The organism is Streptomyces sp. CB01201 (assembly GCF_002803085.1).
Classification (GTDB): Bacteria; Actinomycetota; Actinomycetes; order Streptomycetales; family Streptomycetaceae; genus Streptomyces; species Streptomyces hundungensis.
Map to the genome: position 1 here is coordinate 763,772 of NZ_NNBJ01000001.1, position 26,472 is coordinate 790,243.

General features: G+C 72.4%; 17 protein-coding genes. 12 read left to right on the plus strand and 5 right to left on the minus strand.

The annotated features are described in order from the left end of the window. Nucleotides 1-21 precede the first annotated feature (21 nt). From CG740_RS03465 to CG740_RS03475, 3 genes are all read right to left on the minus strand, one after another. Complete coding sequence (locus tag CG740_RS03465) at nt 22-2,172, minus strand: beta-galactosidase trimerization domain-containing protein (RefSeq protein WP_100573351.1); 2,151 nt, start codon at nt 2,170-2,172, stop codon at nt 22-24. 129 nt (nt 2,173-2,301) lie between these two features. Continuing rightward, the gene (locus CG740_RS03470) at nt 2,302-4,413 is read right to left on the minus strand and encodes a glycoside hydrolase (RefSeq protein WP_100573352.1); all 2,112 of its coding nucleotides are present in this window, start codon (nt 4,411-4,413) and stop codon (nt 2,302-2,304) included. A gap of 137 nt (nt 4,414-4,550) precedes the next feature. After that, entirely contained in the window at nt 4,551-5,222 is a 672-nt protein-coding gene (locus CG740_RS03475) for a PAS domain-containing protein (RefSeq protein ID WP_324901040.1), read from the minus strand. 104 nt (nt 5,223-5,326) lie between these two features. Here CG740_RS03475 and CG740_RS03480 point away from each other — a divergent pair, with 104 nt between their 5' ends. The 11 genes from CG740_RS03480 (at nt 5,327) to CG740_RS03530 (ending at nt 22,464) form a co-directional block, all read left to right on the plus strand. Next, entirely contained in the window at nt 5,327-8,476 is a 3,150-nt protein-coding gene (locus CG740_RS03480; protein ID WP_100573353.1) for a cytochrome P450, read from the plus strand. Nucleotides 8,477-8,762: 286 nt separating this feature from the next. After that, a complete protein-coding gene (locus tag CG740_RS03485; protein ID WP_100573659.1) occupies nt 8,763-9,695 on the plus strand; it encodes an NADP-dependent oxidoreductase in 933 nt (310 codons plus the stop codon). A 210-nt stretch (nt 9,696-9,905) separates the two neighbouring features. After that, nucleotides 9,906-11,177, plus strand: coding sequence for an EfeM/EfeO family lipoprotein (locus CG740_RS03490; protein WP_100573354.1), 1,272 nt, complete (start codon nt 9,906-9,908; stop codon nt 11,175-11,177). Next, a complete protein-coding gene (efeB, locus tag CG740_RS03495; RefSeq protein ID WP_100573355.1) occupies nt 11,174-12,421 on the plus strand; it encodes an iron uptake transporter deferrochelatase/peroxidase subunit in 1,248 nt (415 codons plus the stop codon). Before CG740_RS03490 ends, efeB begins: the two co-directional genes overlap by 4 nt. Before the next feature lie 185 nt (nt 12,422-12,606). Continuing rightward, the gene (locus CG740_RS03500; protein ID WP_100573356.1) at nt 12,607-14,502 is read left to right on the plus strand and encodes a phospholipase C; all 1,896 of its coding nucleotides are present in this window, start codon (nt 12,607-12,609) and stop codon (nt 14,500-14,502) included. 166 nt (nt 14,503-14,668) lie between these two features. Beyond that, nucleotides 14,669-15,583, plus strand: coding sequence for a glycoside hydrolase family 25 protein (locus tag CG740_RS03505; protein WP_100573357.1), 915 nt, complete (start codon nt 14,669-14,671; stop codon nt 15,581-15,583). A 118-nt stretch (nt 15,584-15,701) separates the two neighbouring features. Beyond that, nucleotides 15,702-17,306, plus strand: coding sequence for an APC family permease (locus tag CG740_RS03510; protein WP_234376065.1), 1,605 nt, complete (start codon nt 15,702-15,704; stop codon nt 17,304-17,306). A 316-nt stretch (nt 17,307-17,622) separates the two neighbouring features. Then, entirely contained in the window at nt 17,623-19,659 is a 2,037-nt protein-coding gene (locus CG740_RS03515) for a hypothetical protein (protein WP_159030214.1), read from the plus strand. Between the two features lie 55 nt (nt 19,660-19,714). After that, nucleotides 19,715-21,358 (plus strand): ABC transporter substrate-binding protein, encoded by a 1,644-nt coding sequence (locus CG740_RS03520; protein WP_100573359.1) that lies wholly within the window; start codon nt 19,715-19,717, stop codon nt 21,356-21,358. A gap of 215 nt (nt 21,359-21,573) precedes the next feature. Then, nucleotides 21,574-22,089: an Asp23/Gls24 family envelope stress response protein gene (locus CG740_RS03525; protein ID WP_100573661.1), complete on the plus strand. Its 516-nt coding sequence runs from the start codon at nt 21,574-21,576 to the stop codon at nt 22,087-22,089. Between the two features lie 33 nt (nt 22,090-22,122). Next, on the plus strand, nt 22,123-22,464 hold the full coding sequence (locus CG740_RS03530) for a YkvA family protein (RefSeq protein ID WP_100573360.1): 342 nt from the start codon (nt 22,123-22,125) through the stop codon (nt 22,462-22,464). Here CG740_RS03530 and CG740_RS03535 read toward each other — a convergent pair. After that, nucleotides 22,421-23,845 (minus strand): pyridoxal-phosphate dependent enzyme, encoded by a 1,425-nt coding sequence (locus CG740_RS03535; RefSeq protein WP_234376026.1) that lies wholly within the window; start codon nt 23,843-23,845, stop codon nt 22,421-22,423. The two genes, CG740_RS03530 and CG740_RS03535, sit on opposite strands and share 44 nt — an antisense overlap. A gap of 146 nt (nt 23,846-23,991) precedes the next feature. Here CG740_RS03535 and CG740_RS03540 point away from each other — a divergent pair, with 146 nt between their 5' ends. Then, nucleotides 23,992-24,912, plus strand: coding sequence for a class I SAM-dependent methyltransferase (locus CG740_RS03540; protein ID WP_100573361.1), 921 nt, complete (start codon nt 23,992-23,994; stop codon nt 24,910-24,912). Here the strand turns inward: CG740_RS03540 and CG740_RS03545 are convergent, their stop codons facing one another. Continuing rightward, the gene (locus tag CG740_RS03545) at nt 24,913-26,340 is read right to left on the minus strand and encodes a hypothetical protein (protein ID WP_100573362.1); all 1,428 of its coding nucleotides are present in this window, start codon (nt 26,338-26,340) and stop codon (nt 24,913-24,915) included. It lies immediately after the preceding gene. Nucleotides 26,341-26,472 lie beyond the last annotated feature (132 nt).

Below are 26,472 nucleotides of genomic sequence, written 5' to 3' on the forward strand. Positions count from 1 at the left end.
GCCCCCGCTCCGGTGCCCCGCTCAGCGCACAGTGAAGGTGAGCAGCGAGTACTGAAGGACCGTCAGGTCCACGCTCGCCGTCGCCCCGCTCACCTTCCACCCCACCGGCACCGGGGCGGGCGAGGCACCGTCCGGCGAACTCACCGCGGCGGCTGTCACCTGCTTGCCCGCCGGGACCGTCAGCGAGACCGTGCAGGCGGCCGGGGTCGTGGTGAAGGTGCCGGGGCTCTCGCCGAACTGGGTGAAGTTGACGAGTTGCACCACGGTGTCGTCGCCGTACCGGCTCAGCTCCAGATGGATCCGCCGGTCGCCGGCCAGTGATACGGCCGGCGGCGCGGCGGTGCGTACGGGGTCGAGCAGCCGGTCGGCGCTCGGCGTGTCCGTGTGCGCCAGATAGGAGAGCCCGAGCAGGTCCTTGAAGTACCAGCAGGCACCGGCACCGTAGCTGTGCCGGCTGGTGGCGGGCAGCGGGTCGGCCTTGCGGAAGCCGAGCACATCGGCCAGCGCGTACTCGGCCCGCGCGGTGCCGAACGCGTCGAGGGCCGTGGGCGCCGGGCCCGTCACGACGACCGTGCCGCCGCCGTTCACGAAGGCGCGCAGCACCTCGGCCTCCGGGTCCGCGACCGCCTGGAGGTTGGGCAGGTACAGGACGCGGTAGCGGGACAGGTCGGCGGCGTCCAGACCGGGGCTCGGCACGGTGTCGAACGGAATGTGCGCGTACACCAGGGCCTTGATCGTGCCGCGGAACTCGCCGAGCCACTTCTGCTGGGTGCAGCTCTCCTCGGAACTCTCGAAGCTCCACCAGTCACTGACGCCGGCCGGCGGCTTGGTGTTCACGTACATGCCGCTGCCCGGCACCGGGCTGACGAAGTCACGGCTGCCGGAGGAGTGGTACACGCCGACCGCCGCCCCCGGGACGGCGTCGAACAACCGCTCCTGATGCGCCGCGACGAACCCGAACATGCGGGTCCGCATCGCGGTGTCGGTGCTCTGGTCCTTGAACGGGCTCTTCACCTCGTACGGGTTGCAGCCCGCCGCGAGCAACTCGGCCATCACCAGGGAGGCATCGTCGGCCTTCCAGCCGTAGGAGAAGGCCCACGCCGGTTTGGTGCCGCTGGCGGCCCGCGCGTACTTGTACATCGAGATCAGGCAGATCCAGTCGCCGGCCGTGGCGTGCCGCATGCCGTCGTAGTTGCCGAGGATGTCCACCTCCCACACCTGGCTGACGCCTTCGGCGCGCCGCAACTGCGCGCCGTCCAGGCCGATGAGGGACGCGTACTGGTAGTCCATGGTCACCGTCTCGACGAAGGTGACCAGGTCCGGGTTGACGGAGCGGCCGGCGGCGGCGATGTCGAGCTGGAAGGCCGACAGGTTGCGGTGGCGCCACTCGACGTAGCGCCGGAACCCGGGGTTCGCGAAGTCCGCGGTGCGCGGGAGTTCGAGACCGGTGTCCGAGCGGAACGCCTCGGCCGCCCAGGTGGAGGCGTCGCACCAACTCAGCGCCCCGTCGAAGTAGATGGGTACATCCGGCCAGATCGCGTCGACGCCCGTCGCGGCCAGCCCGCGCACACGCCCCAAGTAGTATTTCCGCCAGGGCGAGTTGGGACTCAGCCAGCAGCTCTCGTCACCGGGGTCCACCCAGACGACGAGGCTGCCGTAGAACACGTTGGGCTGCCCGTCGAGCCCGCGCTGCACCCAGTCCTTGCCGCCGCCGTTCTTGTAGAACGACGGCCCCTTCTCGCCGCCCGGGCTGATGAGTTCGAGCGAGGGGTAGTACATGACCACCCGCAGGCCGGCGGTGTGGGCCAGCGCGACGAAGCTCTTCACCTTCGCCATGTGCGCGGCGAACTCCTGGTCCGTCAGCCAGTTCGACAGGACGGTGTCGAGCTCGATCACGCTCACGTTCTGCGCCTTGAGCCGGTTGATGACCGGCAGCATGTCGCGCTGGGGATCGGCGTCGTCGTCGAAGGTGCCGTCCGCGAGCCGGGCGTACCGGGCCCAGTCGGGGAAGGAGACCCCGGCCACGCCCCGGGCGTCCGGCGCCTCGGCCCAGGCCGGGCGGGGGCCGCCGCCGGGAAGGAACGGCAGCAGCTGTGACGCTGCCGCGAGTCCTCCGGCGCCGAGCCCCGTCCGTAACACGCTGCGCCGGCTCAGTCTTCGTCTCGATTCCATGGCCCGTGTCTCCCTACGACCACGCCGGTACGGTTCCGGCTCGGGCGAGGCATCCTGTCGCCGTACGCGGGGATCGGCCAGAGCGCCCTTTCGGCCAGCCGGGCCGGGGGGCGCCGGGCGCGCCCGGGTCTACGAGACCACGTCGGCCGGGCACAGCCGCCGGGGTGTGCCGCCCTTCGGGGTCGCGTCGACACAGCCGCCCGGAAGGCCGTCATGGGCGGCGGCGCCGAAGTTGGCGGTGACGGTGAGCGCTGCGTCGCCGAACACGGTCCGCTGTACGGTGCGGTCGGATGTGAGCCAGTCGAACGAGGTCAGCTCCTCGGTCCCCGCCGCCTGGTGCAGCGGAGCGAAGTACCGCTGGAGCGCGGCGAGTTCGCGCACATTCTGCGCGTCGCGCCGGTCCTTGTCGCTGAGCACGAAGTTGAGCGGGGTGTTGTAGAGCATCGCGAGCAGCGCCCGGTTCGTCTTCTCCTCGGGCAGTTTGCCGAACGGCAGCTCCCAGCGCTCCACGTTGACCAGCGAGCCGTGCAGCGCGGTCTCGTAGAGCGGCACGCGATAGGCCGGGTCGTACATCGCCATGAGCGCGTCCGCGACCGCCGCCCGGTGGGCCGGTGCGAAGTCGCCGACCCGCACCGGCTTGAAGAAGGTGTCCGGCGCCTCCGCCGGCAGGTAGCCGCCCCACGCCGTGTCGTCCTTGGGCTGGTCGGGCGCGCTGTCGAAATGGCCGTTCTCCATCGGCCAGAGCCGCCCGTCGACGGGGGTGCCCGAGCCGTGGTCGAAGGCGAGGACCTGGTTGGCCCAGGCTCCGGCGGACTCCGAGCCGAGCACCAGCGGGGTGCGCCGCGCGGTGCCGTCGTACGAGCCGTCGGTCAGACGCCCCATCCGGGCCAGCCGGTTGGCCCGGTCCTGGGCCATGGTCATCGGGTGCCCGGCGGCATGGTCGCGGAAGAGCTCGCCCGCCGCGTCGACGTCCAGGAAGTAGCTGCTCGCGCCGTTGGCGACCAGTGAGCGGGTGCGGTCCGCGAGCAAGTGCCGCTGCTTTTCGGCCTGTTCGAAGGCCTCCGAGCTGAGGTAGCAGCCCTGCTGACGGAAGCCGGGCTGGGGGGTGCCATCGGCCCGCCGCACACAGAAGGACGGGTAGACACCCTCGGGCCAGACCGAGTTCGGGGGAGTGTCGGGGCCCTTGTCCCGGCCGTTGGCGAACGAGTCGTACGGGCCGACCAGGTATCCGGCCTTCGTGGCGGCGGCGACGTCCGCGCTCTTCATCGGGGCGTCGTCGGCGTCGTAACCGAGCCAAAGCCGGGATATCCCGGCGGACTTGAGGCGGGCGATCCCCGCCGCCGTGCGATCGCCGCCCCAGGCGTAGGCGTGGAAGGCGCCGAGCAGCTTGCCCGTCTGCGGATTCGCGCGGATCTTGTCGCTCAGACTGCCGAGCCTGCCGTGCTCGGCGAGCCAGCGGCGGTAGTCGACGGCCGAGGCCACGGGCGAGCCGTCGGTGAGGGAGAAGGCGACGGTGTAGGCGCGGGTCGCGTTGCCGCCGGAGAAGATGTGCTTGGCCGTGGTGCGAAGGCGGCCGTCCTGCGAGGAGTAGCCGAGAGAGGTGTCGATGTCGGTGGGCGCGAGGTAGCTGACGCCCCGGCCGCCGCCGAGCGTGTAGCCCCAGGCCGGCAGCGTGAGCTGGGATGCCATGTCCTCCTCGGAGCCCACGAGTCGGGCACGTCCGGAGTTCCAGAACGGATCGGCGACCGGCAGCGAAAGGCCCTCGCCGCGCGGGAGTTGGAGCGCCGAGGAGGCGGGATCCGTGCCCGTGACCGGCCAGGCCAGCGTCGTGTCGCGATCGGCGGTGAGGGTGACCAGCAGCCTGCCGTGCTCGACGCTCGCCCGGGCCCGCAGACCCCGCTCGGGATAGGACCACTGGGCACCCCGGCCCGAGGCGGTCACCCGGCCGGGCCTGCCGGGGGCGTCGGCCGCCGGGTCGCTGACGCGCAGCGTGCGGCCGTCGTCGGTGCGGGCGTCGACGCGCAGGGTGGTGGGGTCGATGGTGGCCGTGCCTCCGGAGATGGGCAGCTCCACGTGCCCGCCCTGGACGCGGACCCCGGCCGCGTGCGCGGGTCCGGCCGTCGCGGCCGGAGTGAGGCCGCCCGCCAGGGCGGTGGCCACGGCGAGTACGAGCAGGGTGCGCCGGGCGCGTCGCCGGCCGGTGGGACGCGCGCTGGAGGATTGCCCCGAGTTGATGTCCATGGCGCAGTGATAGTGAAGAGTTGTAAGAGAGGTCTAAGAAACATGTGGGCGACCGGAGTTCGGCCCGCCCGAGGCGCATCGCCCCCGGCTCGGGGCTCGGTGGGACTCCCGGCTCATGGGGTGCTGGGACCTGCGGCTCACGGGCCGGTGAGCCCCTCCGCCGGTTCCGGCGGCCAGCGACCCGCAGCCAGCACACCGAGCGCGTACGCCTTCGCCACCAGGGCGGTTCGACCCTGGACGCGCCAGCGCCGCGCGAGCCGGGCCAGGTGGTAGTTGACGCCGTCGACCGTGAGGCCGAGTGCCTTGCCGATGGTGGCCGTGGTCGCCCCGGACGCGGCGAGTGCCAGGATGCGGGCCTGCGTCGCGTTCACCGTGCCGCTCGGCGGCGGCGGTGGCTCGGGCCGCTCGTCGTGTACGTACAAAAGGGCCAGCAGGACGGGAACGGGCTCGGAGACGGTCCTGATGGGGTCGATGGTGAACTCGCCCGTGCGCACGGCACCGTCCTTGCCGGGCCAGCTCACCTCGATGCGATAGCGCGAGGTGCGCCCCGCCCGCAGGGCTGCGACCAGCCGCTCGATCTGCCCCTCGGTACGCGGGGTGAACAGATCGCGCAGCGCCCGGCCGCGCAGCCGGCCGGGCGTGGTGCCCCATTCGGCGGCCATCGCGGGATTGGCGACGTGCATCTCACCGTCGATCGTGCAGACCGCGATCGGCAGCGGAATGCGATCGAGAAGGTTCAGGAAGTGGTTGCGCCAGGCGCCCAGTTCCTCCTCCCGCACTGCCTGCCAGTCGGCCATGCCGCGTGCCACCGTCCTTCCTTGGCCCGTCCGCAAGTACCGGACGCGAGAAACCACTGCACAATCATGCAGTCCTCGTCCCCGGACCCGGGCATCGGGAGGGTGAGGCTTGAGGCATGACGGACACGATCCCGATCCCCACGCCCGTGAGCCCCGACGCCACCGTCCCCCTGGTGGACATCTCGGCCGACGGTCCCACCTCGACGCCCATCCAGCAGGCCATGGACCTGGCCCGCGAGCACGGGCCGGTCTTCCGGCGGCGCCTGCACGAACACCAGGTGCTCTTCGTCGGTTCGCTCGACCTGGTCACCGAGCTCGCGGACGAGACCCGCTTCGCCAAGGGCATCTCGAAGGTCCTCGACCACGTACGGGAGTTCGCGGGCGACGGACTGTTCACCGCCTACAACGACGAGCCGAACTGGGCCAAGGCCCATGACATCCTCATGCCGGCGTTCGCGCTCGGCTCGATGCGCACCTACCACCCGGCGATGCTGCGCGTCGCACGCCGGGTGATCGACAGCTGGGACCGGCGGGCCGCGGCGGACACCGCCGTGGACGTCGCCGACGACATGACGCGGATGACCCTGGACACCATCGGACTCGCCGGTTTCGGCTTCGACTTCGACTCCTTCGGACGGGACACCCCACATCCCTTCGTCGAGGCGATGGTGCGCTGCCTTGAGTGGAGCATGAAGCGCATCGGGCGGGCCCCGGGCACCGACCACAGCGCGGTGGACCGGGAGTTCGAGCGGGATTCGGCCTATCTCGCCTCGGTGGTGGACGAGGTGATCGCCGCCCGCACCGAGAGCGGGGACACCTCCGTCGACGACCTGCTCGGCCTCATGCTCGGCGCCAAGCACCCCGAGGACGGCACCACGCTGGACGCGGCCAACATCCGCAACCAGGTCATCACCTTCCTCATCGCCGGCCACGAGACCACATCGGGCACCCTGTCCTTCGCGCTCTACCACCTCCTGAAGGACCCGACCGCGCTGCGCCTGGTCCAGCGCGAGGCCGACGAGCTGTGGGGCGACGCCGCCGACCCGGAGCCCTCCTTCGAGGACATCGGCAAGCTGCGCTTCACCCGCCAGGTACTGAGCGAGACCCTGCGCCTGTGGCCCACGGCGGCCGCGTTCACCCGGCAGGCCCGCGCGGACACCCTGCTCGGCGGCCGTGTGCCGCTCGCCGCCGGTGGCCTCGTCACGGTGCTCACGCCGATGCTGCACCGCGACCCGGTCTGGGGCGACAACCCGGAGCTCTTCGACCCCGCGCGGTTCACCCCCGAGGCGGAGGCGGCCCGCTCGCCGCACGCCTACAAGCCGTTCGGCACCGGTGAACGGGCTTGTATCGGGCGGCAGTTCGCCCTCCACGAGGCGACCATGCTGCTCGCGCTGCTCGCCCACCGCTACCGTTTCGTCGACTCCGCCGACTACCAGCTGCGGATCAAGGAGACCCTCACCCTCAAGCCCGAGGGCTTCACCCTCTCCCTGATTCCGCGCACCCCCGCCGACCGGTTGCTGAACCGGATCGCCTTCCCCGGCGCCGCGGCCGCCGCGGCTTCCGAAACCGCCGACGGGCCCGAGCTGCCCTCCCGGGTGCACCAGGGGACCGGCCTGCTGCTCCTGCACGGAACGAACTACGGCACCTGCCGCGAATTCACCGAACGGCTCGCCGCCGAAGCGGCCGGTCTCGGCCTCGCCACCGAGATCGCGCCGCTGGACGCCCACGCGGGCGCGCTGCCCAAGGACCGTCCCGTCGTCATCGTCGCCGCCTCCTACAACGGGCAGCCCACCGACGACGCGGCGCGCTTCGTCCGCTGGATCGAGGAGGCCGCGCCCGGCACCGCCGACGGCGTCCCGTTCGCGGTGCTCGGCGTCGGCGACCGCAACTGGGCCGCGACCTACCAGCGGGTGCCCACCCTCATCGACGAGCGTCTCGCGGCGCTCGGCGGTGACCGGCTGCTGCCCCGCGCCGAGGCCGATGCCTCCGGTGAACTCATGGGAACGGTGCGGGAGTTCGCGACCGCGCTGCGCGTGGAGCTGCTCACGCGGTACGGCGACCCCGAGACCGTCGGCGCCACCACCGCACCCGTAGAGGCCGGGTACACCGTGACCGAGATCACCGGCGGGCCGCGCGAGGCGCTCGCCGCACGGCACGGTCTCCTGGAGATGACCGTCACCGAGGCCCGCGACCTGACGGCCCCCGGCCACCCCAGGCCCAAGCGCTTCGTGCGCCTGTCCCTGCCCGACGGCGTCGGCTACCGCACCGCCGACCACCTCACCGTCCTGCCCGAGAACTCTCCGGCTGTCGTCTCCCGGGCCGCCGCCGCCCTCGGCGTGGGCCTCGACACCGTCCTGAGCATCCACGCACCGGTCGCGACGCCTGCCGCACTGCCGGTCGACCGACCGCTGACCGTACGCGAACTCCTCACCCGCCACGTCGAGTTGGGCGGTCGGCCGACCCGGGGCCAGATCGACCTGCTCGCCGCGCACAACCCCTGCCCGCCCGAACGCGCCGCCCTCGAACACCTCCCGGCCGACGACCCGCGCCCCCTGCTCGGCCTCATCGAGGACCACCCCGCGCTGCGCGGCGCCCTCGACTGGCCCGCTCTCCTGGAGCTGCTGCCCCCGCTGCGGCCCCGCCCGTACTCGGTGTCCTCCTCGCCCGCCCGCGACCCGCGCCACGCCGACCTGATGATCTCGCTCAACCCGGGCGGCACCGGCTCCGGGCATCTGCACGCGCTGCGGCCCGGCGACACCGTCCTCGCCCGGATCCAGCCCTGCCGCGAGGCCTTCCGCATCGCCCCCGACGCCCTCGAACCGGTCATCATGGTCGCGGCGGGCACCGGCCTCGCCCCCTTCAGGGGCGTAATCGCCGACCGCCTGACGGTCACTCAACCCGCCCCGGCTGTGCTGTACTTCGGCTGCGACGCCCCGGACGCCGACTTCCTGCACGCCGACGAACTCCGCAGCGCCGAGCTGGCCGGAGCCGTCTCGCTGCGCCCCGCCTTCAGCGCCCCCGCCCAGGGCGCCGGCCGCTTCGTGCAGCACCGCATCGCCGAGGACGCGGACGACCTCTGGCCGCTCCTGGAGGCGGGCGCCCGGGTGTATGTGTGCGGCGACGGCAACCGGATGGCGCCCGGGGTGCGCGCCGCCTTCCGCGAGCTGTACGCGCGGCGCACCGGAGCCTCGGCCGAACAGGCCGAGGCCTGGCTGAACCGCCTCACCGCCGAGGGCCGGTACGTGGAGGACGTCTACGCGGGCTGAGCCACCGGGGGCGCGCCCCGGACCGGCGGGTCCGTGTGGGCGGGGGCGCGCCCAGCCAGGGACGTAAGCCCGGACAAAACCGGCACCGCTCACCCGGGGATGCGGCTGGACCGGCCGGGTACGCGCACCCGGCCGGGCGAGCAGCCGCCCGGGGAGCGCGTCCGCGCGGCGCGCACCAGAATCGTAGGAACCGGGCGGCCCGCCCCAGGGCGCCCCGCCCGCCCACCTCGACATCGGGAGAGAGCACGCGATGCCCACCAGCTCCGCAAGCACCGAGAAGAGCACCATGAAGGCCATGACGTACTCCTCGTACGGGGACAACTCCGTCCTGAGCCTGACCGAGCAGCCCCAGCCCAAGGTGGGCCCCGGCGAGGTGGTCGTGCGGGTGCGCTGCGCGTCCGTCAACCCGGTCGACTGGAAGATCATGTCCGGCGGCCTCGACGGCATGATGGACACCGTCTTCCCGGTGGTCCCGGGCTGGGACGTCGCCGGTGTGGTGGAGCGCGTGGGCATCGACACCCCCGAGTGGAAGGAGGGGGACGAGGTCTTCGCGTACGCCCGCAAGGACTATGTGCACGGCGGCACCTTCGCCGAGTACGTCACCGTCCCCGTACGGGCGCTGGCCCGCAAGCCCCGGTCCCTGAGCTGGGAGGAGGCGGCCGGCCTTCCGCTCGCGGGGCTCACCGCGCGCCAGACCCTGACCCGGCTCGGCACCGGCAAGGGCGACACGGTGCTCGTGCACGGCGCCGCGGGCGGCGTGGGCACGTTCGGCGTACAGATCGCGAAGGCGCTCGGCGCGCGCGTGATCGGCACGGCCTCCGAGCGCAACCACGACCGGCTGCGCGAACTGGGGGCCGAACCGGTGACGTACGGCGACGGCGTCGCCGATCGGGTCCGGGCGCTGGCCCCCGACGGCGTCGACGTCGTCGTCGACTACGTGGGCGGGGTACTCGACGCGACCCGGGCGGTCCTGCGCGAGGGCGGTCGGCATGCCTCGATCGCCGACCCGTCGGTGATGGAGGCGGGTGGCCAGTGGATGTGGGTGCGCCCCGACGGACCCGGGCTCGAAGCGCTCGCCTCGCTCGCGGACGCGGGCGAGCTCAAGGTGCCCGTCGCCGAGACGTTCCCGCTGGAGCGCCTGGCGGACGCCTTCGAACTCAGCCAGGCGGGCCACACCCACGGCAAGATCGTGATCCGGGTCGGCGGGGACGCGGCGTAGTCCGCGGCGTCCGGGGTGTGGGCCGTTCGGGGCGGGACCGTCCCGCGACCGGTGACATGTCGGTGAACTCAGGGGCAAATCTGGACGCGCGCCCGCCCGGATGAGTGTTCGGGCCGGGTTGCATGCCTAGCATGAGCGGGCCGGCCCGAGCGGCGGTCTCCTTGCGCCGCCTCGCGCTGCCTGCCCTGCCGACACGAACGGAGTGCCGTGATGAGCGACCCCGACCGGGGGCCGGTCCAGGTCCCGGCCGAGCCCGAGGCGGGGCCCGGGGCGCGGGTTCGCCGGGCCCGGCCCGGCGGCGGCCGTCGCCTCGGGGCCGCCCTGGCCGTGCTCGCCGTCGCGGTGGGCGGGACCGTCTGGGCGCTCGGCCCGTTCGGCGACAACGGCCCGGACGCGAAGCACCCGGCCGCCCAGGGCCCCACCACCGTCGAGGTCTCGACCGGCTCCTGCGGACGGGGCTGGAGCGGCGGGACGGCGGGCCCCCAGGTCTTCGCGCTGCGCAACACCTCCTCGACCGCCGCCGAGGTCGACCTGACCGACCCCGCGACCGGTGCCGTCTACGGGGAGATCGAAGGTCTCGCCCCCGGGACGACCCGGGAGATGCGGGTGGCCCTGGGCGGCGGCTCCTACGCCTTCAAATGCCTCCCGGACGACGCCGACGCCGTGACCGGCCCCACCGTGAACGTCACGGGCGCCCGCACCGGCGCAGGCGCGGCCGCGGTCCCGGTCACCCAGCACGACCTCATCCCGGTGGCCCTCGCCTACCAGCGCTGGATCACGTCGAAGACCGTCGAACTCGCGGACCGCACCGATGAGTTGAAGCGCGCCGTGGACGACGGCGACCTCGACGCGGCCCGCTCCGCGTGGCTGCCCGCGCATCTCGTCTACGCACGCATGGGCGCCGCGTACGACGCGTTCGGCGACGCGGACGCGGCCATCAACGGGTCAGGACCAGCCCCCGCCGACGCGGAGGGCGCCCGGGACTTCGAGGGTTTCCACCGCGTCGAGTACGGACTGTGGCACGGCGAGTCCGCGGCCTCGCTGCGCGCTCACGCCGACCGGCTCGCCCGGGCCGTGCACGCCCTGCGCGACAGCTGGCCGCAGGTACGGCTCGACCCCGCGCAACTGGGTCTGCGCGCCCACGAGATCCTGGAGGCCACCGCGCAGTCGGAACTCACCGGACGCACCGACTACGGCAGCGGCACCAGCCTCGCCACCGCCCGCGCCAACCTCGACGGCACCCGTGAACTCCTCAGCCTGCTGCGGCCGTTGCTCAGCACCCGCTACCCCGGCCTGCCGCAGCTCGACACCTGGCTCGACCGCACCCAGCACACCCTGGACGGCTTCGCGGGCGGCGGTAGGTGGACGCCCCTGGACCGGCTCGGCCGCCCGGACCGGCAGCGGCTCAACAGCGACATCGGGCAGACGGTGGAACTCCTCGCCCCGGTGGCGACGATCTGTGACGTGCGGAGGACGACATGAGCGAGGTACGACGCCGGGGCTTCCTGCGGGGCGCGGCCGCGGGGGTGGGCACCGCTGTCACCGGAGCCGCCGTCACCGGAGCCGCCCGGTCCGGCGCCATCCCGCGTCCGGCCCGCGCGGAGGCGGCGGAACAGGCCGCCCCGCGCCTGGACTTCCACGGCGTTCACCAGGCCGGAATCCTTCAACCCCCGCGCCGGGCAACGGCGTTGGTCTCCTTCGACGCGACCGCGGCGGACCGCAGGGAACTCACGGAACTGCTGCGTACCCTCACGGACCGGGCCCGCTTCCTGACCACCGGCGGCGCGCCCGCCCCGCTCGGCATCACCGCGCCGCCCAGCGACTCCGGCGTACTGGGACCGCGGGTTCCCGCCGGCGGGGTGACGGTCACGGTGGGCGTCGGCGCCTCCCTCTTCGACGACCGGTACGGCCTGAGGGGCCGGGGCCCGGCCCGGCTCACCGCGATGCCGGCCTTTCCCGACGACGACCTCGACGCGGCCTGGTGCCACGGCGATCTGAGCGTCCAACTGTGCGCGGACAGTCCGGACACCGTGCTGCACGCCCTGCGCGACATCGCCCGGCACACCCGGGGCGCGATGCAGGTGCGCTGGCGCATGGACGGCTACACCAGCCCGCCGAGGCCCAGCGGAACGCCCCGCAACCACATGGGGTTCAAGGACGGCACCGCCAACCCCGACGCCGGCGACCCGGCCGCGATGGACCGACTGGTCTGGGTGGGCCCGGGAGGTGCCGAGCCCGCCTGGACGGCCGGCGGCAGCTACCAGGTGGTGCGGCTCATCCGCATGCTGGTGGAGTTCTGGGACCGGGTCTCGCTCGGCGAGCAGGAGCGGATGTTCGGGCGCGCCCGCGACACCGGCGCCCCACTGGACGGCTCCGCCGAGTTCGACGTGCCGAAGTTCGCCGAGGACCCCAAGGGGGACGTGATTCCGCTGGACAGCCACATCCGGCTCGCCAATCCGCGCTCCGGGCAGAGCAGCGAGAACCAGCGGATGCTGCGGCGCGGCTACAACTACGACCGGGGCATGGACAGCAACGGCGACCTCGACATGGGGCTGATCTTCTGCTGCTACCAGCAGGACCTGGCCCGGCAGTTCGAGACCGTGCAGCGACGGCTCAAGGGCGAGCCGCTGGTGGACTACATCAAGCCGTTCGGCGGGGGCTACTTCTTCGCGCTGCCCGGCGTGCGGGACCGCACCGACTGGTTCGGCCGCGCCCTGCTCGCCTGAGCAGAGCCGACCGGGCGAACTTCGCCAACAGAGGGTCAAGTTTTGGCCTGATATTCCTGACCGCGTGTTCACCATGGGGACACGGTGTCGCCGTCGCGGTGTAGTGGTCCGCGCGAAGCATCGCGTTTCGTCAACGACATCACGAAGGCGGCCGGAGACCGGAAGCCAGTGGAGGCACGCGGAGCATGGGCAGCAAAGGCAGCGCGGTGGGTCCGGGACGCTGGGCCAGACGGTGGGGGGCGTTCGCCGGAGCCGCGGCGCTCGGCCTGCTGAGCAGTGCGGTCCCGGCCGCGGCGGACTCGGCGGACCACTCCGGCGGCCGGACGGCGACCCCGGTCAAGCACCTGGTGGTGCTCTTCCAGGAGAACGTGTCCTTCGACCACTACTTCGGCGCCTACCCGGTGGCGGCCAACACCGACGGCACGAAGTTCACCGCCGACCGGCGGACCCCGAAGGACATCAACACCCTGCGCAACGCCGGGCTCCTGACGAACAACCCCAACCAGTACCCGCCCAAGCGGCTCACCCCCGAGCAGGCCATGACCTGCGACCAGAACCACGGCTACGGGCCCGAGCAGTACGCCGCCAACGGCGGCAAGGCCGACAGTTACGTCCAGAACACCGACTCCGGCAAGTGCTCCGGCAACCTGTTCGGCGAGCCCGGCCTGGTCATGGACTACTACGACGGCAACACCGTCACCGCGATGTGGAACTACGCCCAGCACTACTCGCTCGGCGACAACTCCTTCAGCAGCACCTACGGGCCCTCCACGCCGGGCGCGATCAACCTCATCTCCGCGCAGACCCACGGCGTGATCTCCACCGACGCGGCCTCCGGCACCGAGCACCCCAAGCAGACCGCGACGCCCGACCCGTACGCGGTGGTCTCGCCCAACGCCAAGGGCGTCGGCACCCTGGTCAACGACCCGGACCCGGCCTACGACGACTGCTCGGGCAAGGACCACACCAGCACCAGCCCGCTGGCCGCGATGCAGGGCCGCAACATCGGTGACCTGCTCAACCGGCAGAAGGTGACGTGGGGCTGGTTCCAGGGCGGCTTCCGGCCCAGCACCGCCTGGGACGGCGAGCAGGGGCACTACGCGAAGTGCTCGGGCACCACCCACGCCAATGTGGGCGGCGCCGCGGCCATCGACTACAGCCCGCACCACTCGCCGTTCCAGTACTACGCGTCGACGTCCAACCCGCACCACCTGCCGCCGAAGAACACCGCCGAGATCGGTCACGACGGACAGGCCAACCACAACTACGACCTCACCGACTTCGACGCCGCGCTCAAGGCCGGCAACCTCCCCGCGGTGAGCTTCCTGAAGGCGCCGGAGTACCAGGACGGCCACGCCGCGTACTCCGACCCGATCGACGAACAGCACTACCTCGTCGAGCAGATCAACAAGATCCAGCAGTCGCCGCAGTGGAAGGACACCGCGGTCGTCGTCGCCTACGACGACTCCGACGGCTGGTACGACCACGGCTACGCCAAGCCGCAGAACGGCTCCAAGGACACCAAGCCCGGCTCCGACGGCAAGGCCCCCGACAGCCCCGCCTGCCAGGCCGGGCCCGCCGCGGCCGGCGGCTACTCGGACCGCTGCGGCCCCGGCACCCGCCAGCCGCTGCTCGTCATCTCCCCGTACAGCAAGGTCAATTCGGTCGACCACACCCGGACCGAGCAGGCCTCCATCACCCGCTTCATCGAGGACAACTGGGGCACCGGCCGCATCGGGGACGCCTCCTTCGACGCCCGCGCCGGCTCGCTCACCTCGGCCTTCGACTTCAAGCACCCCAACGGCAAGCAGGTGCTGCTCAACGCCGACGGGTCGGTCAAGTCCGTCCGCGGCATCCCGAAGCATCCGGCTCCGCCCGCCGCGGGCTCGGAGGCCTCGTCCGGCGCCGGCGGCTCCGGGAACACCCCGGTGACCCAGACCGCCGGTGAAAGCCTCGCCCAGACCGGCTCCTCCTCGGCGCTCCTCCCGGCCGGCCTCACGGCCGCCGCGCTCGCCGCCGGAGGGGCGGGCATCGCCCTCGCCGTGCACCGCCGCAGGAACCGCGCGAACGCCGCCGGATAACACCCGCACCACCCGTGGGGCGAAGGGCCGCCGACACCGTCGGCGGCCCTTCGCCGTGTCCGTCGCAGGCACGTGCATGACACGCCCGTTCGGGAGTCGGCCTGCCCCGATACGGGCAAGCAACAGGTAGGAACAGCCGGTTCCGCCGGCTCGCGGAAGGACTCCCATGGGGATCTACGGGCAGGACTGGGCGTCGTACCAGTCGTCGACACCGGACACGAGCGGCCTGTCCTTCGCCTTCGTCAAGGTCACCGAAGGGCTGTCGTACATCAACCCGAGCTGGGTGTCCCAGCGCGACCACGCCAAGGCCAACGGGCTCGTGTGGGGCGGGTACCACTACCCCAACATGGGCAACAGCCCCCAGGCCGAGGCCAACTACTTCATCGACCAGGTCAACTGGCAGCCCGGCGACATCGTGATCCTCGACTGGGAGGGCTACGACACGGCGAACTCCAGTGTCTCGAAAGCGACCCAACGCGCCTACAAGGACGCCTGGTTGAGGTACGCCAAGGGGCGCCTGCCGCACCATCCCGTCGGCCTGTACGCGAACCTCGACTACTGGTGGAACGTCGACCAGGACGGCTACTACGCCGACTTCCTGTGGATCGCCACGGCCGGGCGCGCGGCCGGCGACCCGGGGATCCGGGCGAACTGGCTGTTCCACCAGTACGGCGAGTCCAACGGCCTCGACCGTGACTACTGCCGCCTGGGCAGCACCAGTGAACTGCGCGCCTGGGCGCTCTCGTTCCAGCCCTCACCGCCTCAGGAGACCGACATGCCCCAATGGATCACCGGCCGCGTCGACCCCGGCATCCAACCCACCGTCGTCCTGCTGCCGCACGGCACCGCATGGGCCGCTTTCAACCGCCGGCTGCACCTCGGCATGGACCAGATCACCGACGTCCCGGCGGTCGGCTCGGTCCGCGTCGCCCTGCACAACGGGGCCGGCTGGCGCGACATCGAGGCCGTACGGGTCGAGGCGGCGAGCGGCACGGTCGACGTGGACATCACGAGCGGCGATGTGAAGCTGAGCCTGCAGACCGACACCGCCGGAGTCACCTACGCCGTCGAGACCTGGTAGCACCCGCGCGAAACCGCCAGGACTTGTCCCCTCCTTCGGTGCCGCACGGCGCGCGGCGTGACACGCTGGGCACTCTTGTGTCCCGAGTCATGCAAGGAGGCGGGTGCGCGTGCGGCCGATCGAGGCGGGGGAGAACCCCGAACTCCTGACGGTCCTCGGCGAGGAGCGGCGGCTCCGCAAGGAACTCGGCTTCTGGAGCCTGACCGCCATCGGGTTCTCCAACATCCTCGGCTCGGGATGGCTGTTCGCCGCCATGTTCGCCGCGCAGACCGCCGGACCCGCGGCCCTCCTGTCCTGGGTCGGGGCGGGCGTGCTGTGCGCCCTCGTGGCCCTGGTGATGGTGGAACTCGGCGCCACCCGGCCCGAAGGCGGGGGCACCGTGCGCTGGCCGCTGTACGCCAGCGGGCGCCTGGTCGGCACCGTCGTCGGCTGGTCGGTGCTGCTCTCGGTCGGCGGTACCGCGGCGGAGATCAGCGCGATCATGCAGTACGCCGCCCACTATCTGCCCGGCCTCTACGACCACGGCCGGCTCACCGGCTCCGGCCTCGCCGTGGCGACCGGCCTGAGCGTGCTCCTGACCGCGCTCAACTGGTTCGCGGTGCGCGCCTTCGCCCGCCTCAACAACCTGGTGTCCCTGTTCAAGGTCCTCATCCCGGTCCTCACCGTGGTCGCCCTGTTCCTCTCCGGCACCCACTCCGGCCGCCTCACCGACCACGGCGGCTTCGCCCCGTACGGATACGCGGCCTGTCTGACCGCGCTGGCCGGGGGCGGGATCGTGTACTCCGTCAACGGCTTCCAGGCCCCGCTCGACTTCTCCGGCGAGGCCCGCAACGCCCGTCGCACCGTGCCGCTCGCGGTGCTCACCGGGATCGCGCTCGCGGTGCTCGTCTACCTCGGCCTGCAACTCGCCTTCCTGTTCACCGTGCCCGACTCGCTGCTCGGCAACGGCTGGCACGGCGTGAACTTCGAATCGCCCTTCGGGCAGCTCGCCCTCGTGCTCAACCTGCACTGGCTCGCCACCCTGCTGTACGCGGACGCTGTGGTCTCACCCGGCGGATCGGCCTACGTCGGCGTCGCCATCGACGCCCGGCACACCTACGCCCTCGCCAAGAACGGGCTGCTGCCCCGCTTCTTCATGCGGATCGACCCCCGCTCCGGCACGGCACGCCGGGCGCTGCTCCTCAATCTGCTCGTCATCATCGTCTTCATGCTGCCGTTCGGCGGCTGGCAGGACATCGTGAGCGTGATGGGCGACATGTACCTCATCGTGTACGCCGCCTCGGCCGTGGCCGCCGCCGCCTTCCGCGCCCACGACCGGGACCGGGGGCTCCCGCCCGCGGACGGCCAGGTCCCGGGAGTGCGCTGGATCGCGCCCGTCAGCTTCGTGGTGGCCGGCGAGTTCGTGTTCTGGTCGGGCTGGCACCACCTCAGGCTCGCCCTGCCCCTGGTGCTCGCGGGCGTCCCCCTCTTCCTGATGCTGCGCCGGGACGCCGAAGGCCGCTCCACCCGCCTTGAGCTGCGCCACGGCGCCTGGCTCGTCTTCTACCTGGCCGCCCTGACGCTGCTCTCCTGGCTCGGCACCTTCGGCGGCTCGGGTCGGCTGCCCGCCCCCTACGACTCCTTGGTGGTGGCGGTCCTCGCGCTCGGCGTCTTCGGCTGGGCGGTCCGCTCGGGCGCGGCCCATCTCAGGACGGCCCCGGTCACCTCGCTCCCGACGGACTGACGGCTGCCGCCGAGCTTCGCCCGAAGCAGGGCCAACTGGGCCGTGCGGCAAGGGAGATGCGCCTTCGGAGCCCGAATCCACGCAACTGCCGCACACCCGCTCATCCCAGTGGACCGATGTGGTGGAACACCCGTCGCAACCTGTCCCTCCGGTGTTACCTTCCGTGTCAATCGATGCCGAAGGTGTGCCTTGGGCAGGTCGGTTCCGGGGGGCGGTGAGTGCGGTGGGGGATCTTGATGCGGCAGAGGGCGCGGACGCGTTCCTGCGGCACATGTTGTGGCGGAATCCGGGCCAACGGCAGCCGATGGTGGCGCTGTTGGGGCCGAGACAGTCGGGCAAGACCGATCTGTTGCGGGCCGTGTCCAGGGCGTGCGGCGGCACGGTGATCCACGCGGGGCTCGACTTCGAGGAGAACCCCGTCGACCCGGTCTCCGCGGCGGCGCTGGCCGCTTTCCAGATGATGCGCGGCTGGGACAACCTGCGGCGCGGTCCGGTGTTCCACCGCTTCGGGCTCGGGCTGCTGGCCCTCAACGAGAACCTGGACGCCGACCGCGGCCGGGCCACCGTGCAGATCCGCGAACTCATCCAGAGTTACGTCCGCAGTACCCGGGGCGGCAGGATCGCGGTCAACCTGGAGGGCGCCGCGGCGGGCGCCATGGACATCGTCAGCCAGGGCGTGTTGAGCCCCCTGGTGTCGGGGCCCGCGCGCGAGGTGGTGGCCGCGGTCCGCGAACAGGCCAAGCCCGTCATCGGCTCCCTGTTCCAGAGTGCCGCGCGCTGGGGCGTACGGGACGCGCTGCGCTGGCACATCAGCGTCCCCGAGGCCGAGTCGGCCCGTTCGGTCGACGCCCTGATCCGGCTGAGCTCCACCTCGCGGTCCGCGGCGGTCGGGCCCCTGATGGCGGCCTTCCTCGCCGACGTCAAGGACCAGGCGGAACGGCATCCGCCGATACGCTCCGCCTGCACCTGCGTGCTGCCCGCCCACGGCACCCGCCGGGACCGGCACGACCACGCGTGGGTGCTCCTGGTGGACGGCGCGCAGACCCCGTCCGGGCGGCGCTTCCTGACCGAGCTCGCCGGCGCCCGCGCCCGCAACCAGCTGTCCGACCTGGACGGCACGGGCGCCGCCGACCCCCTGCTCGTCCTGGCGGCCTGCGCGCAGTGGCAGTCCGAGTGGACGACCTGGTGGTGCGAGCCGTGGCGCTCGACCCCGCTGGCCGGCACACCACAGCGCCGCGTCCCGCTGCTCTCCCGGGCGACCCGGTCCCTGTGGGCCGGTGAGAACGAGGCGGCCGTCGGCGTCGAGCGCGGACCCGCTTCCGCCTGGTGGTACCCGGTGTGGCTCGACCCGATGACCGAGGAGCAGGTCGGCTACTCGATGGACCGCTCCGATCCCTCTCCCGCCCGGCCGCTGCCCGCATCGGTCGTGCACCGCCTGACCGGGGGCCACCGGGGTGCCGTGTCCGCCGTCCTGGAGGAGCCGTTCGGCGTCCACCCCGGGCCGCACGGGCCCGCCGTGTCCCTGCTCGACCCCGCCGACGAGGACGGCACGCCCCTGTGGTCGTACGCCCTGGAGGCCAGCCTGCCCGAGGGGCTGCCGGTCCCCGGCACCACCTGGAACACCGCCCCGGCGGTCGTTCTCGCCGCCGCCTACCTCGCCGACGTCCGCACCGCGCACGACCCGCGCCTGCCGGCCGACTCCACGGAACTCCCGCGCAGTCTTGAGCTGTTGCGCCGCCACCTGTGGGTGAGCACCTTCACCCACCGCCCGTCCCGCATCCGTGAGATCGGCTGGGGCGACGCCGACGGGCCCGCCACCCTGCACCCCTGGCTCGCCCGCTCCGCGCTCACCGCCCTGAACACCGCACGCCGCACGCAGCCCGCCGAACCCGCCCTGTGGCACGAGGTGTTCGCCGACCAGTCCTTCGCCCTGGCCACCCCCTCGGCGCTCGGCGGTGACGACGCGGCCGTGGAGCGCGGACTCTTCCACGACCTGGCCCTCGGCCGCTTCGAACCGGTGGCCGCCGCCCTCGCCGACCGGTTCGACGAGGACCACCGCGCCTGGATCCGGCTGCTCGACTACCTCGCGTCGGCACCCTGTCGGCTGCTGTACGAGCAGTCGCCCCAGGAGGCCTACGCCACCCTGCTCGGCGGGGTCGAGAGCACCGGGCGGACGGTCTCCGCCGTGGCCACCGCCAAACTGCTCGCCCTGCTGTGGCTGTACAACGACCCGCTGACCGAGCACACCCGGCGCTGGGACGGCGAGATCAGGGAATGCTTCACCCGCCTCGCGCACAACTCCCGCCTGCTGGACGTCAGTCCGCTCCAGCAGGCGGCGGCCGCCTTCGCCTAGCCCCGCGGCGGACGCGGCGCGCCCGCGTCCGCCGACCGCACCGCAAGGAGTGTCCATGCCACCCGCTGTAGGCAACCCCCGCTTCGGCCGGCTGCGCCGCCACCCCGTGCTGTCGGCCCTCGCGGCGCTCGTGATCCTCGCCGGGCTCGTGTTCGGCGGCCGCTGGGGATACGGCAGACTCTTCCCGCCCTCGCTCACCTGCGGGACCGGCCTGACTGCGACGGGAAGCCCGCTCGCGTGTGCCGGCGTCAACCTCGACAGCGGCCCCTTCACCGACCACGAGCCCGCCCGCATGCGGGAGTTGGAGGGCATGGTCAAGGCGGCCAACGACACGGTGAAGGGCCCGTACACCAGCATCGTCCTGATGCTGGACCTCTCGCCCGTCTCCGATGTGGACACCCTGACCTACGACTCCCTGTACCCCAACATCGAAGGCGCGCTCACCGCCGTGTGGCGGGCCAACAACACGGCCGCGTACGGGAGTACGCCCGCCATCAAGCTGTACCTCGCCAACATGGGGAGCCAGTACGGCTCGTGGGAGCAGACCGTTGCCCAGCTCAAGGCGAAGGCGGTCTCCGAGCATGTCTCGGCGGTCGTCGGCCTCGGCCAGTCCACCGATCAGACCCGGCGCGCCGCCGCGGCGATCTCCTCGCAGCTGCACATCCCCGTCATCGGTTCCACGGTGACGGGCAACTCGATGAACCTCGACCCCTCCGACCCCGCAGGCAAGAAGCTGATCGTCGACATGTTCCGGGTCTCCCCGACGAACTCGGACTCGGTGACCGCCGCCAACCAGTATGTGTCGGGGCTGCGGCCCGCGGTGACCTCGCTCGCCGTCGTCGCGGACAGCGTCACGGGAGACGACTACACCCAGACGCTCGCCGACGACGCCAAGGCCAAGTTCAAGGCGCCGGGCCGCACCGTGACCGTCCTGCCGTACACCTCGCCCGTCGATCTGCCCGCCGGTTCGGGCCGCCAGGCCTATCTGGTCCAGCAGTTCAACCTCATGCACGCCAACCTGTGCCAGGCGGCCCCCTCCGTCGTCTACTTCGCCGGCCGGGGCCGCGACCTCGGGGCGTTCGTGGAGAACTGGGTGCAGGGCACGCCGTGCGGGAGCGCGCAGCTGCACATCCTCGCCGGTGACGACGCCTCGGAGTCCATCCGGGACAAGGGTGTCCTGAACGGCATCGCCTCCGGCCGGGTCACCGTCGCCTACACCGCGCTCGCCAGTCCCGACGAGTGGGGCAAGGAGTGCCCCGGCTCCGATGCCAAGCACAACTACGACCAGTTCTGGTCGGCGTTCACCGGCCGCCCCGACCCCTGCACCGGACAGCCCTTGAGCGCCGACCAGGACGTGCCGACCCTCTCCTTCGACCCCGTGGACCTCGCCAGCGGCCAGGCGATACTCACCCACGACGCGGCCGTCGCGGCGATCAGCGCGGGCCGGCACGACGCGGTCGGGCTGAAGAACCCGGGCCTGGAGACCGGCATCCTGCACCAGTTCTACTGCGCGCAGATGCTGCCCGGGGCCAGTGGCTGGCTGTCGTTCGGCAGCGACGGCAACCCGGCGGGCAAACCCACCCCGGTGGTGCAGCTCGGCTCCGACGGCTCGGCCAAGACGATCGCCCTGACCTGGCCGGACGGCGCCCCCAACCTGAGCCTGCCGCAGCGCGGCGGCAAGGGCGCACCGGGCTGCTGAGCCGCACCCCGCGGCGGCTCGGCGGCCGCTGCGGGGAAGTGCCCCCGTATCCGCATGAACCGTCCCGGGCACGGTACCCGGAAGGAGTGAGGGGGCGGCCGTCCGGGCCGTCACAGCACTTCCCGAGGAGGTGGCTTCGCATGACGGAGCCGATCGGCCAGTCCTTGCGCAAGCCCGAGTCGGACGAGTTCCGCACACCCGCGCCCGGTACCACCATGCCCGGTACCGCCCCATCTGGAATCGCCACGCCCGGTACCGCCACGCCCGGTACCGGCACCTCCGGTACCGCCACCTCCAGTGGGACGACGGGCAGCACCACGCTGGAACCCGCCAGGAGCGGTGCGGGCCAGCCGCCGGCGACCCGCGGCCGTACCACCATCGCGGGCGGTGTCGTGGAGAAGATCGCGGCACTGGCCGCCCGCGAGGTGCCCGGCGTCAACGCCCTGGGCGGGGGCCTGGCCCGGACGCTCGGCGCGATACGGCCCGGCCGCGCGTCCGTGACCCGCGGCGTGAAGGTCGAGGTGGGCGAGCGCCAGACGGCCATCGACCTGGAGATCGTCGTCGAGTACGGGGTGAGCATCACCGAGGTCGCCGCCGAGATCCGGCTCAACGTCATCGGGGCGGTGGAGCGGATGACGGAACTGGAGGTCGTCGAGGTCAACATCGCCGTCAGCGATGTGCACCTCCCGGACGAGAGCGAGTCCGCGGTCCCCGAGAGCCGGCTTCAGTAGCATCGCCGCCACAGAGCGAGGGAAGGCGGCTCGATGAGCACCGAAGTGAAAGTCGGCCTGGTCCTCGCGGCCGTCGCGCTCCTGGCGACCGCCGTGATCACGGTCGTCCTGACGGTCCGCCTGTTCAAGGCCCGCAAGCTCCTGCGGGACGCGGGGATCCCCCTGACCCACAAGGCGGCCTGGTGGGGCGCGCTCCTCTATGTCGTCAGCCCCGTCGACCTGCTGCCGGATCCGATCTACCTGGACGACATCGGCGTCCTGCTGCTCGCCCTGCGCACCCTGCACATGGCGGCGGCGCGGGCCACGCAGGGGGAGCTCGGTGCCGGGAAGCTCAGTGACCGGTGGGCACCAGAGCGCTCAGCCCGGACGAAGTGACCAGGGCCTGGGCGCAGCCGTCGCGCAGCACGACCGCAGTGTCGCGGGGATGCCGGGCCAGTGTGCCGTGGGCTTCGTGAGCGGGCTCGCCGTAGCCGAATTGGGGGAGCGGCGGTTCGAGATGGTCCGACAGCGGGTCGCCGAGGGTCGCGCCGCCGTCCTGAAGGGCGGCTTCGAGCCCGGCCAGTGTCACCGACCCGGCGAGTTCCGGTGCGGTGGGCCGCCGGTCCGGACCCGCCGGGCAGGGGCCGGCCGGCAGAACGGGCTCGACCCCGGCGAGATTCCTCGCGCGCAGCACGTTCAGCGCGTCGCCGACCGGCGTGCGGGTGTTGAGGTACGGCAGCGCCGCGGAGTCACCGTCCTGGGGAGTGGCATCGGCGACCCGCGGTGCGTCCGCGTCGCCGTCGAGGAATCCGAGGCGCAGCATCCAGGTGTCGTTGAAGTACTTGGACAGATACTGCCGTCCGGAGTCCGGAAGGATCACGACCACGACGGCGTCCGCGCCTGCGCCGGCGGCCACCTCATGGGCCGCGGCCAGTGCCGTACCGGATGAGCCGCCCGCCAACAGTCCCTGATCGCGGGCGAGTTGACGCAGGGTGTGCAGCGCGCGCCGGTCGGCGACGGGCACGATGCGGTCGACGACATCGGGGTGGTAGGACGTGGGCCATACGTCCTGCTCGGTGTCCGGGTGCAGGAAGTGGCCTGCCGCCTCGATGAAGTAGGGGCGCCCGTCGCCCCCGGCGTAGACGGAGGAGGCGGGGTCCGCGCCGATCACTTGGACGCCGCCGTCGCTGACCTCCTTGAGGTAGCGGCCGGCCCCGCTGATGGTCCCGCCCGTCCCGATGCAGGACACCAGGTGGGTGACGCGGCCACGGGTCTGCCGCCAGATCTCGGGGCCGGTGGTCAGATAGTGGGCCTCGGGATTGGCCGGGTTGTCGTACTGGTTGGCGAGCCAGCCCCCGGGCGTCGTCGCGGCGAGGTGGGCCGCGAAGCTCATCGGGTGCTCGGGGTGCTGGCGCGGATGCCCGCTCGGCTTGATCACCACCTCGGCCCCGAAGGCGCGCAGCGTGTTCACCTTCTCCTCGCTGACCCGGTCCGTCACCACCACGAGGGAGCGGTAGCCCTTCTCGGCGGCCACCAGGGCGAGGCCGATGCCGGTGTTGCCGGAGGTGGCTTCGACGACGGTTCCGCCGGGCCGCAGCAGCCCGTCCTTCTCCGCCTGCTCGACCATGCGCAGGCCGATGCGGTCCTTGGCGCTGCCCCCGATGCTCAGGTATTCCAGCTTCGCGTAGACGGCGGCGGCACCCTCGGTGCGCAGCCGCACCAGCGGAGTGCCGCCGATGAGGCCGAGCGCGGATTCGTATACGTCCATGGCGTCCATCACGGCACCCTAGCCAACGCCCGCCAGAACGAAACGCCTTACAGGGGTGGCGAGTTGACGTCGACGGAGGCCCGGGAGTGCGCCGGGCGTCCCGGAATCAGCAACGAAAGTTGCCGTGGCGGCCCGGCGGGCGCAGGCTCGTCCGCATGAGCGCACACAACGATTCCGCACACGCACACGCACACGCCCACGCCCACGGTGACGGTCACCAGCACGGGGACCTCGACTGGGAGGTCATGGCCGCCCATCTGGTGAACAGCGGCGAGCTTCAGCTCCCGGTCCTGCGCCGGACGGCCGGTCGCCTGAGCGAACTGCTCGGACCGGAGCCGGAGGTCCGGCGGGTCCTCGACATCGGCAGCGGGCCGGGCGTGATGACCTGCGTACTGGCCGAGGCCTTCCCGGCCGCCGAGACGGTCGCGGTGGACGGTACGCCCGCGCTCCTCACCCACACCCGGGACCGCGCCGCGCGGCTCGGCGTGGGCGAGCGCGTCACCGTCCGGCACGCGGAACTCCCCGACGGCCTGGACGGGGCACTCGGCACGGCCGACCTCATCTGGAGCAGCAAGGCCGTGCACCACATCGGCGACCAGCAGGGCGTTCTCGACGCGCTCGCCGGCGCCCTGAATCCCGGCGGACTGCTCGCCGTGGCGGAGGGCGGCCTGCCGACGCGCTTCCTTCCGCGTGACATCGGCACCGGTCGACCCGGACTCCAGGCGCGGCTCGACGCCGCCCAGGAGTACTGGTTCGAGATCATGCGCTCCGAACTGCCCGGCAGCACGAGCGTGGCCGAGGACTGGCCCGCCATGTTCCGCCGCGCCGGGCTCACCGAGGTCGCGAGCTTCACGCTGCTCCTGGATCTGCCGGCGCCCCTGGGAGAGGCGGCCCGCACGTTCCTGCACACGCAGTTGACCCGCTTCCGGGAGATGATGAGCGAAACCCTGGACGCGGACGACGTCAAGACCCTCGACCTGCTGCTGGACGCCGACGCGCCCGACGGCATCCTGCGCCGGAGCGACGCGTTCCTGCTGTCCGCCACCACGGTGTACACGGGCGTGCGCCCCGCGTGACTACACCGCGACCCGCCCCTTCGCAAGGGCCCACTCGCGGTGGAGCGTGCCCAGCGGGATCCGGTGCTCGATGACCGGCGTGCCGAACAGGGACAGATGGAATTCGAGCCGGCCGCTCAGGTCGAAGCCGCCGAACACCGCCCACGTCGCACGGGCCGTCGCCTTGCCGTCGCTGGACGCGGCTGCCTTGGCGGCGCCCTCGCCGCGCAGATACGGGGCGAAGTCCGCGGTGACGCCGGCCGCTCCGTACAGGCCGACGGAGGCCTCCGCACCGAGCGCGCCCTTGACGTTCCCGGCCGCCGAGACGCTCGCGTTCACCGGGGTGCTGTGCACGGCCGAGGTGCTGACCGGGGCCCAGCCCTTGCCCACCGCGTAGCTGCCGCCCACCCGGAAGTCGCCCTTGACGTTCTGCTGGACGTCGAGGGTGACGTGGCCGTCGGCCTCCACCTGGACGTAGCAGGTCAGGTCGAGGTTCACGACGACGGGCACCGGCCCCACCTGGATGACCGGAGCGCTGTGCAGTTTCGCGAACGGGATCCGCTGCGGAGTGCCCGTGCTCGCGGCGGCCCGGCCCTTGAGCGCCCACTGCGAGGACCAGGCGCCACTCATGCCGAGGAAGGCCGAACTCGGCCCGGCCCCAACGCCCTTGCCGCCGCCGTACGCGAACTCCACCTGCGGGGCGAGCTGGACGAAGCCGGAGACCGCGGCCGCGGCCGAGGCGGGGGCGCCCTCGGCGGTGTTCACCCCGGCGTTCACATCGAGGCGCAGATCGCCGAGGGGCAGCTTGGCGCCCTGCGGCCCGAATCGCGCGCCCTGACTCCCGGCCCACGAGAAGGTGACGCCCTTCATCAGGGGCACCACGCGGACGGATGCGGGGTCGACCGGCACCCTGCCTTCGGCCCTGTCGTCCTGGAGGACGGAGTCGAGCGTGGTGGCGGCGGTCTTCACCTCGGTGCCGGCTTCGGTCCGGCCCACGACTTCGGTGACCTTGGCCAACAGCCCGTCGGGTGCGCCGGGTGCGGGCGCGCTGGCGATGACGTCGCCCACCGCGACGGACTGGTCGGCGGGCCTGCCCGGCGTGGGGGAGTGGCTCGGCTGCGCGGTGCGGCGCGGCGGGCCGGTGTGGCTGGGCGCGGTGGCGGATATGACGGCGCGCCCGCTTGCCCTGTCGTACGAGGCGACCTTCAGCGGGGACCGCTCCGGCCGGCCCTTGCCGCCATGGGCGCGGGCCACCGCGGTCGGCGAGATCGAGCCCTGCGGGGCGGCGTCGACTTCGAGCTCCTGTGCCCCGCCGGCCGGCGTCGACGAGGGGGCGGCGGCACTTCCCGACCCGGCCGCCGGGGTGCCGGCGGGCGCTGAGCAGCCCGTGCCGGCCAGCGCGAGCGCGGTCAGGCCGGGGAGCAGGAGGCGTCTGGTGAGCGTGCGCACGTAGGGGTGACCTTCAAGTTGGGGGAGTGGTCGCTACCGACGGGTAACGCGAAGATGATCATGCCATGCCCGTACGGCCCCGGTCATCCCCGGATCCCTCCAACTCAGGTGCTCCGTAAGGCTGTTGAAGGT

What these genes read in the sequence shown, in the direction of transcription:
- CG740_RS03465 (WP_100573351.1), bottom strand. Translation starts at nt 2,172, where the DNA reads ATGGAATCGAGACGAAGACTGAGCCGGCGCAGCGTGTTACGGACGGGG.
- CG740_RS03470 (WP_100573352.1), bottom strand. Translation starts at nt 4,413, where the DNA reads ATGGACATCAACTCGGGGCAATCCTCCAGCGCGCGTCCCACCGGCCGG.
- CG740_RS03480 (WP_100573353.1), top strand. Translation starts at nt 5,327, where the DNA reads ATGACGGACACGATCCCGATCCCCACGCCCGTGAGCCCCGACGCCACC.
- CG740_RS03485 (WP_100573659.1), top strand. Translation starts at nt 8,763, where the DNA reads ATGAAGGCCATGACGTACTCCTCGTACGGGGACAACTCCGTCCTGAGC.
- CG740_RS03490 (WP_100573354.1), top strand. Translation starts at nt 9,906, where the DNA reads ATGAGCGACCCCGACCGGGGGCCGGTCCAGGTCCCGGCCGAGCCCGAG.
- efeB (WP_100573355.1), top strand. Translation starts at nt 11,174, where the DNA reads ATGAGCGAGGTACGACGCCGGGGCTTCCTGCGGGGCGCGGCCGCGGGG.
- CG740_RS03500 (WP_100573356.1), top strand. Translation starts at nt 12,607, where the DNA reads ATGGGCAGCAAAGGCAGCGCGGTGGGTCCGGGACGCTGGGCCAGACGG.
- CG740_RS03505 (WP_100573357.1), top strand. Translation starts at nt 14,669, where the DNA reads ATGGGGATCTACGGGCAGGACTGGGCGTCGTACCAGTCGTCGACACCG.
- CG740_RS03520 (WP_100573359.1), top strand. Translation starts at nt 19,715, where the DNA reads ATGCCACCCGCTGTAGGCAACCCCCGCTTCGGCCGGCTGCGCCGCCAC.
- CG740_RS03525 (WP_100573661.1), top strand. Translation starts at nt 21,574, where the DNA reads ATGCCCGGTACCGCCCCATCTGGAATCGCCACGCCCGGTACCGCCACG.
- CG740_RS03530 (WP_100573360.1), top strand. Translation starts at nt 22,123, where the DNA reads ATGAGCACCGAAGTGAAAGTCGGCCTGGTCCTCGCGGCCGTCGCGCTC.
- CG740_RS03535 (WP_234376026.1), bottom strand. Translation starts at nt 23,845, where the DNA reads ATGGACGCCATGGACGTATACGAATCCGCGCTCGGCCTCATCGGCGGC.
- CG740_RS03540 (WP_100573361.1), top strand. Translation starts at nt 23,992, where the DNA reads ATGAGCGCACACAACGATTCCGCACACGCACACGCACACGCCCACGCC.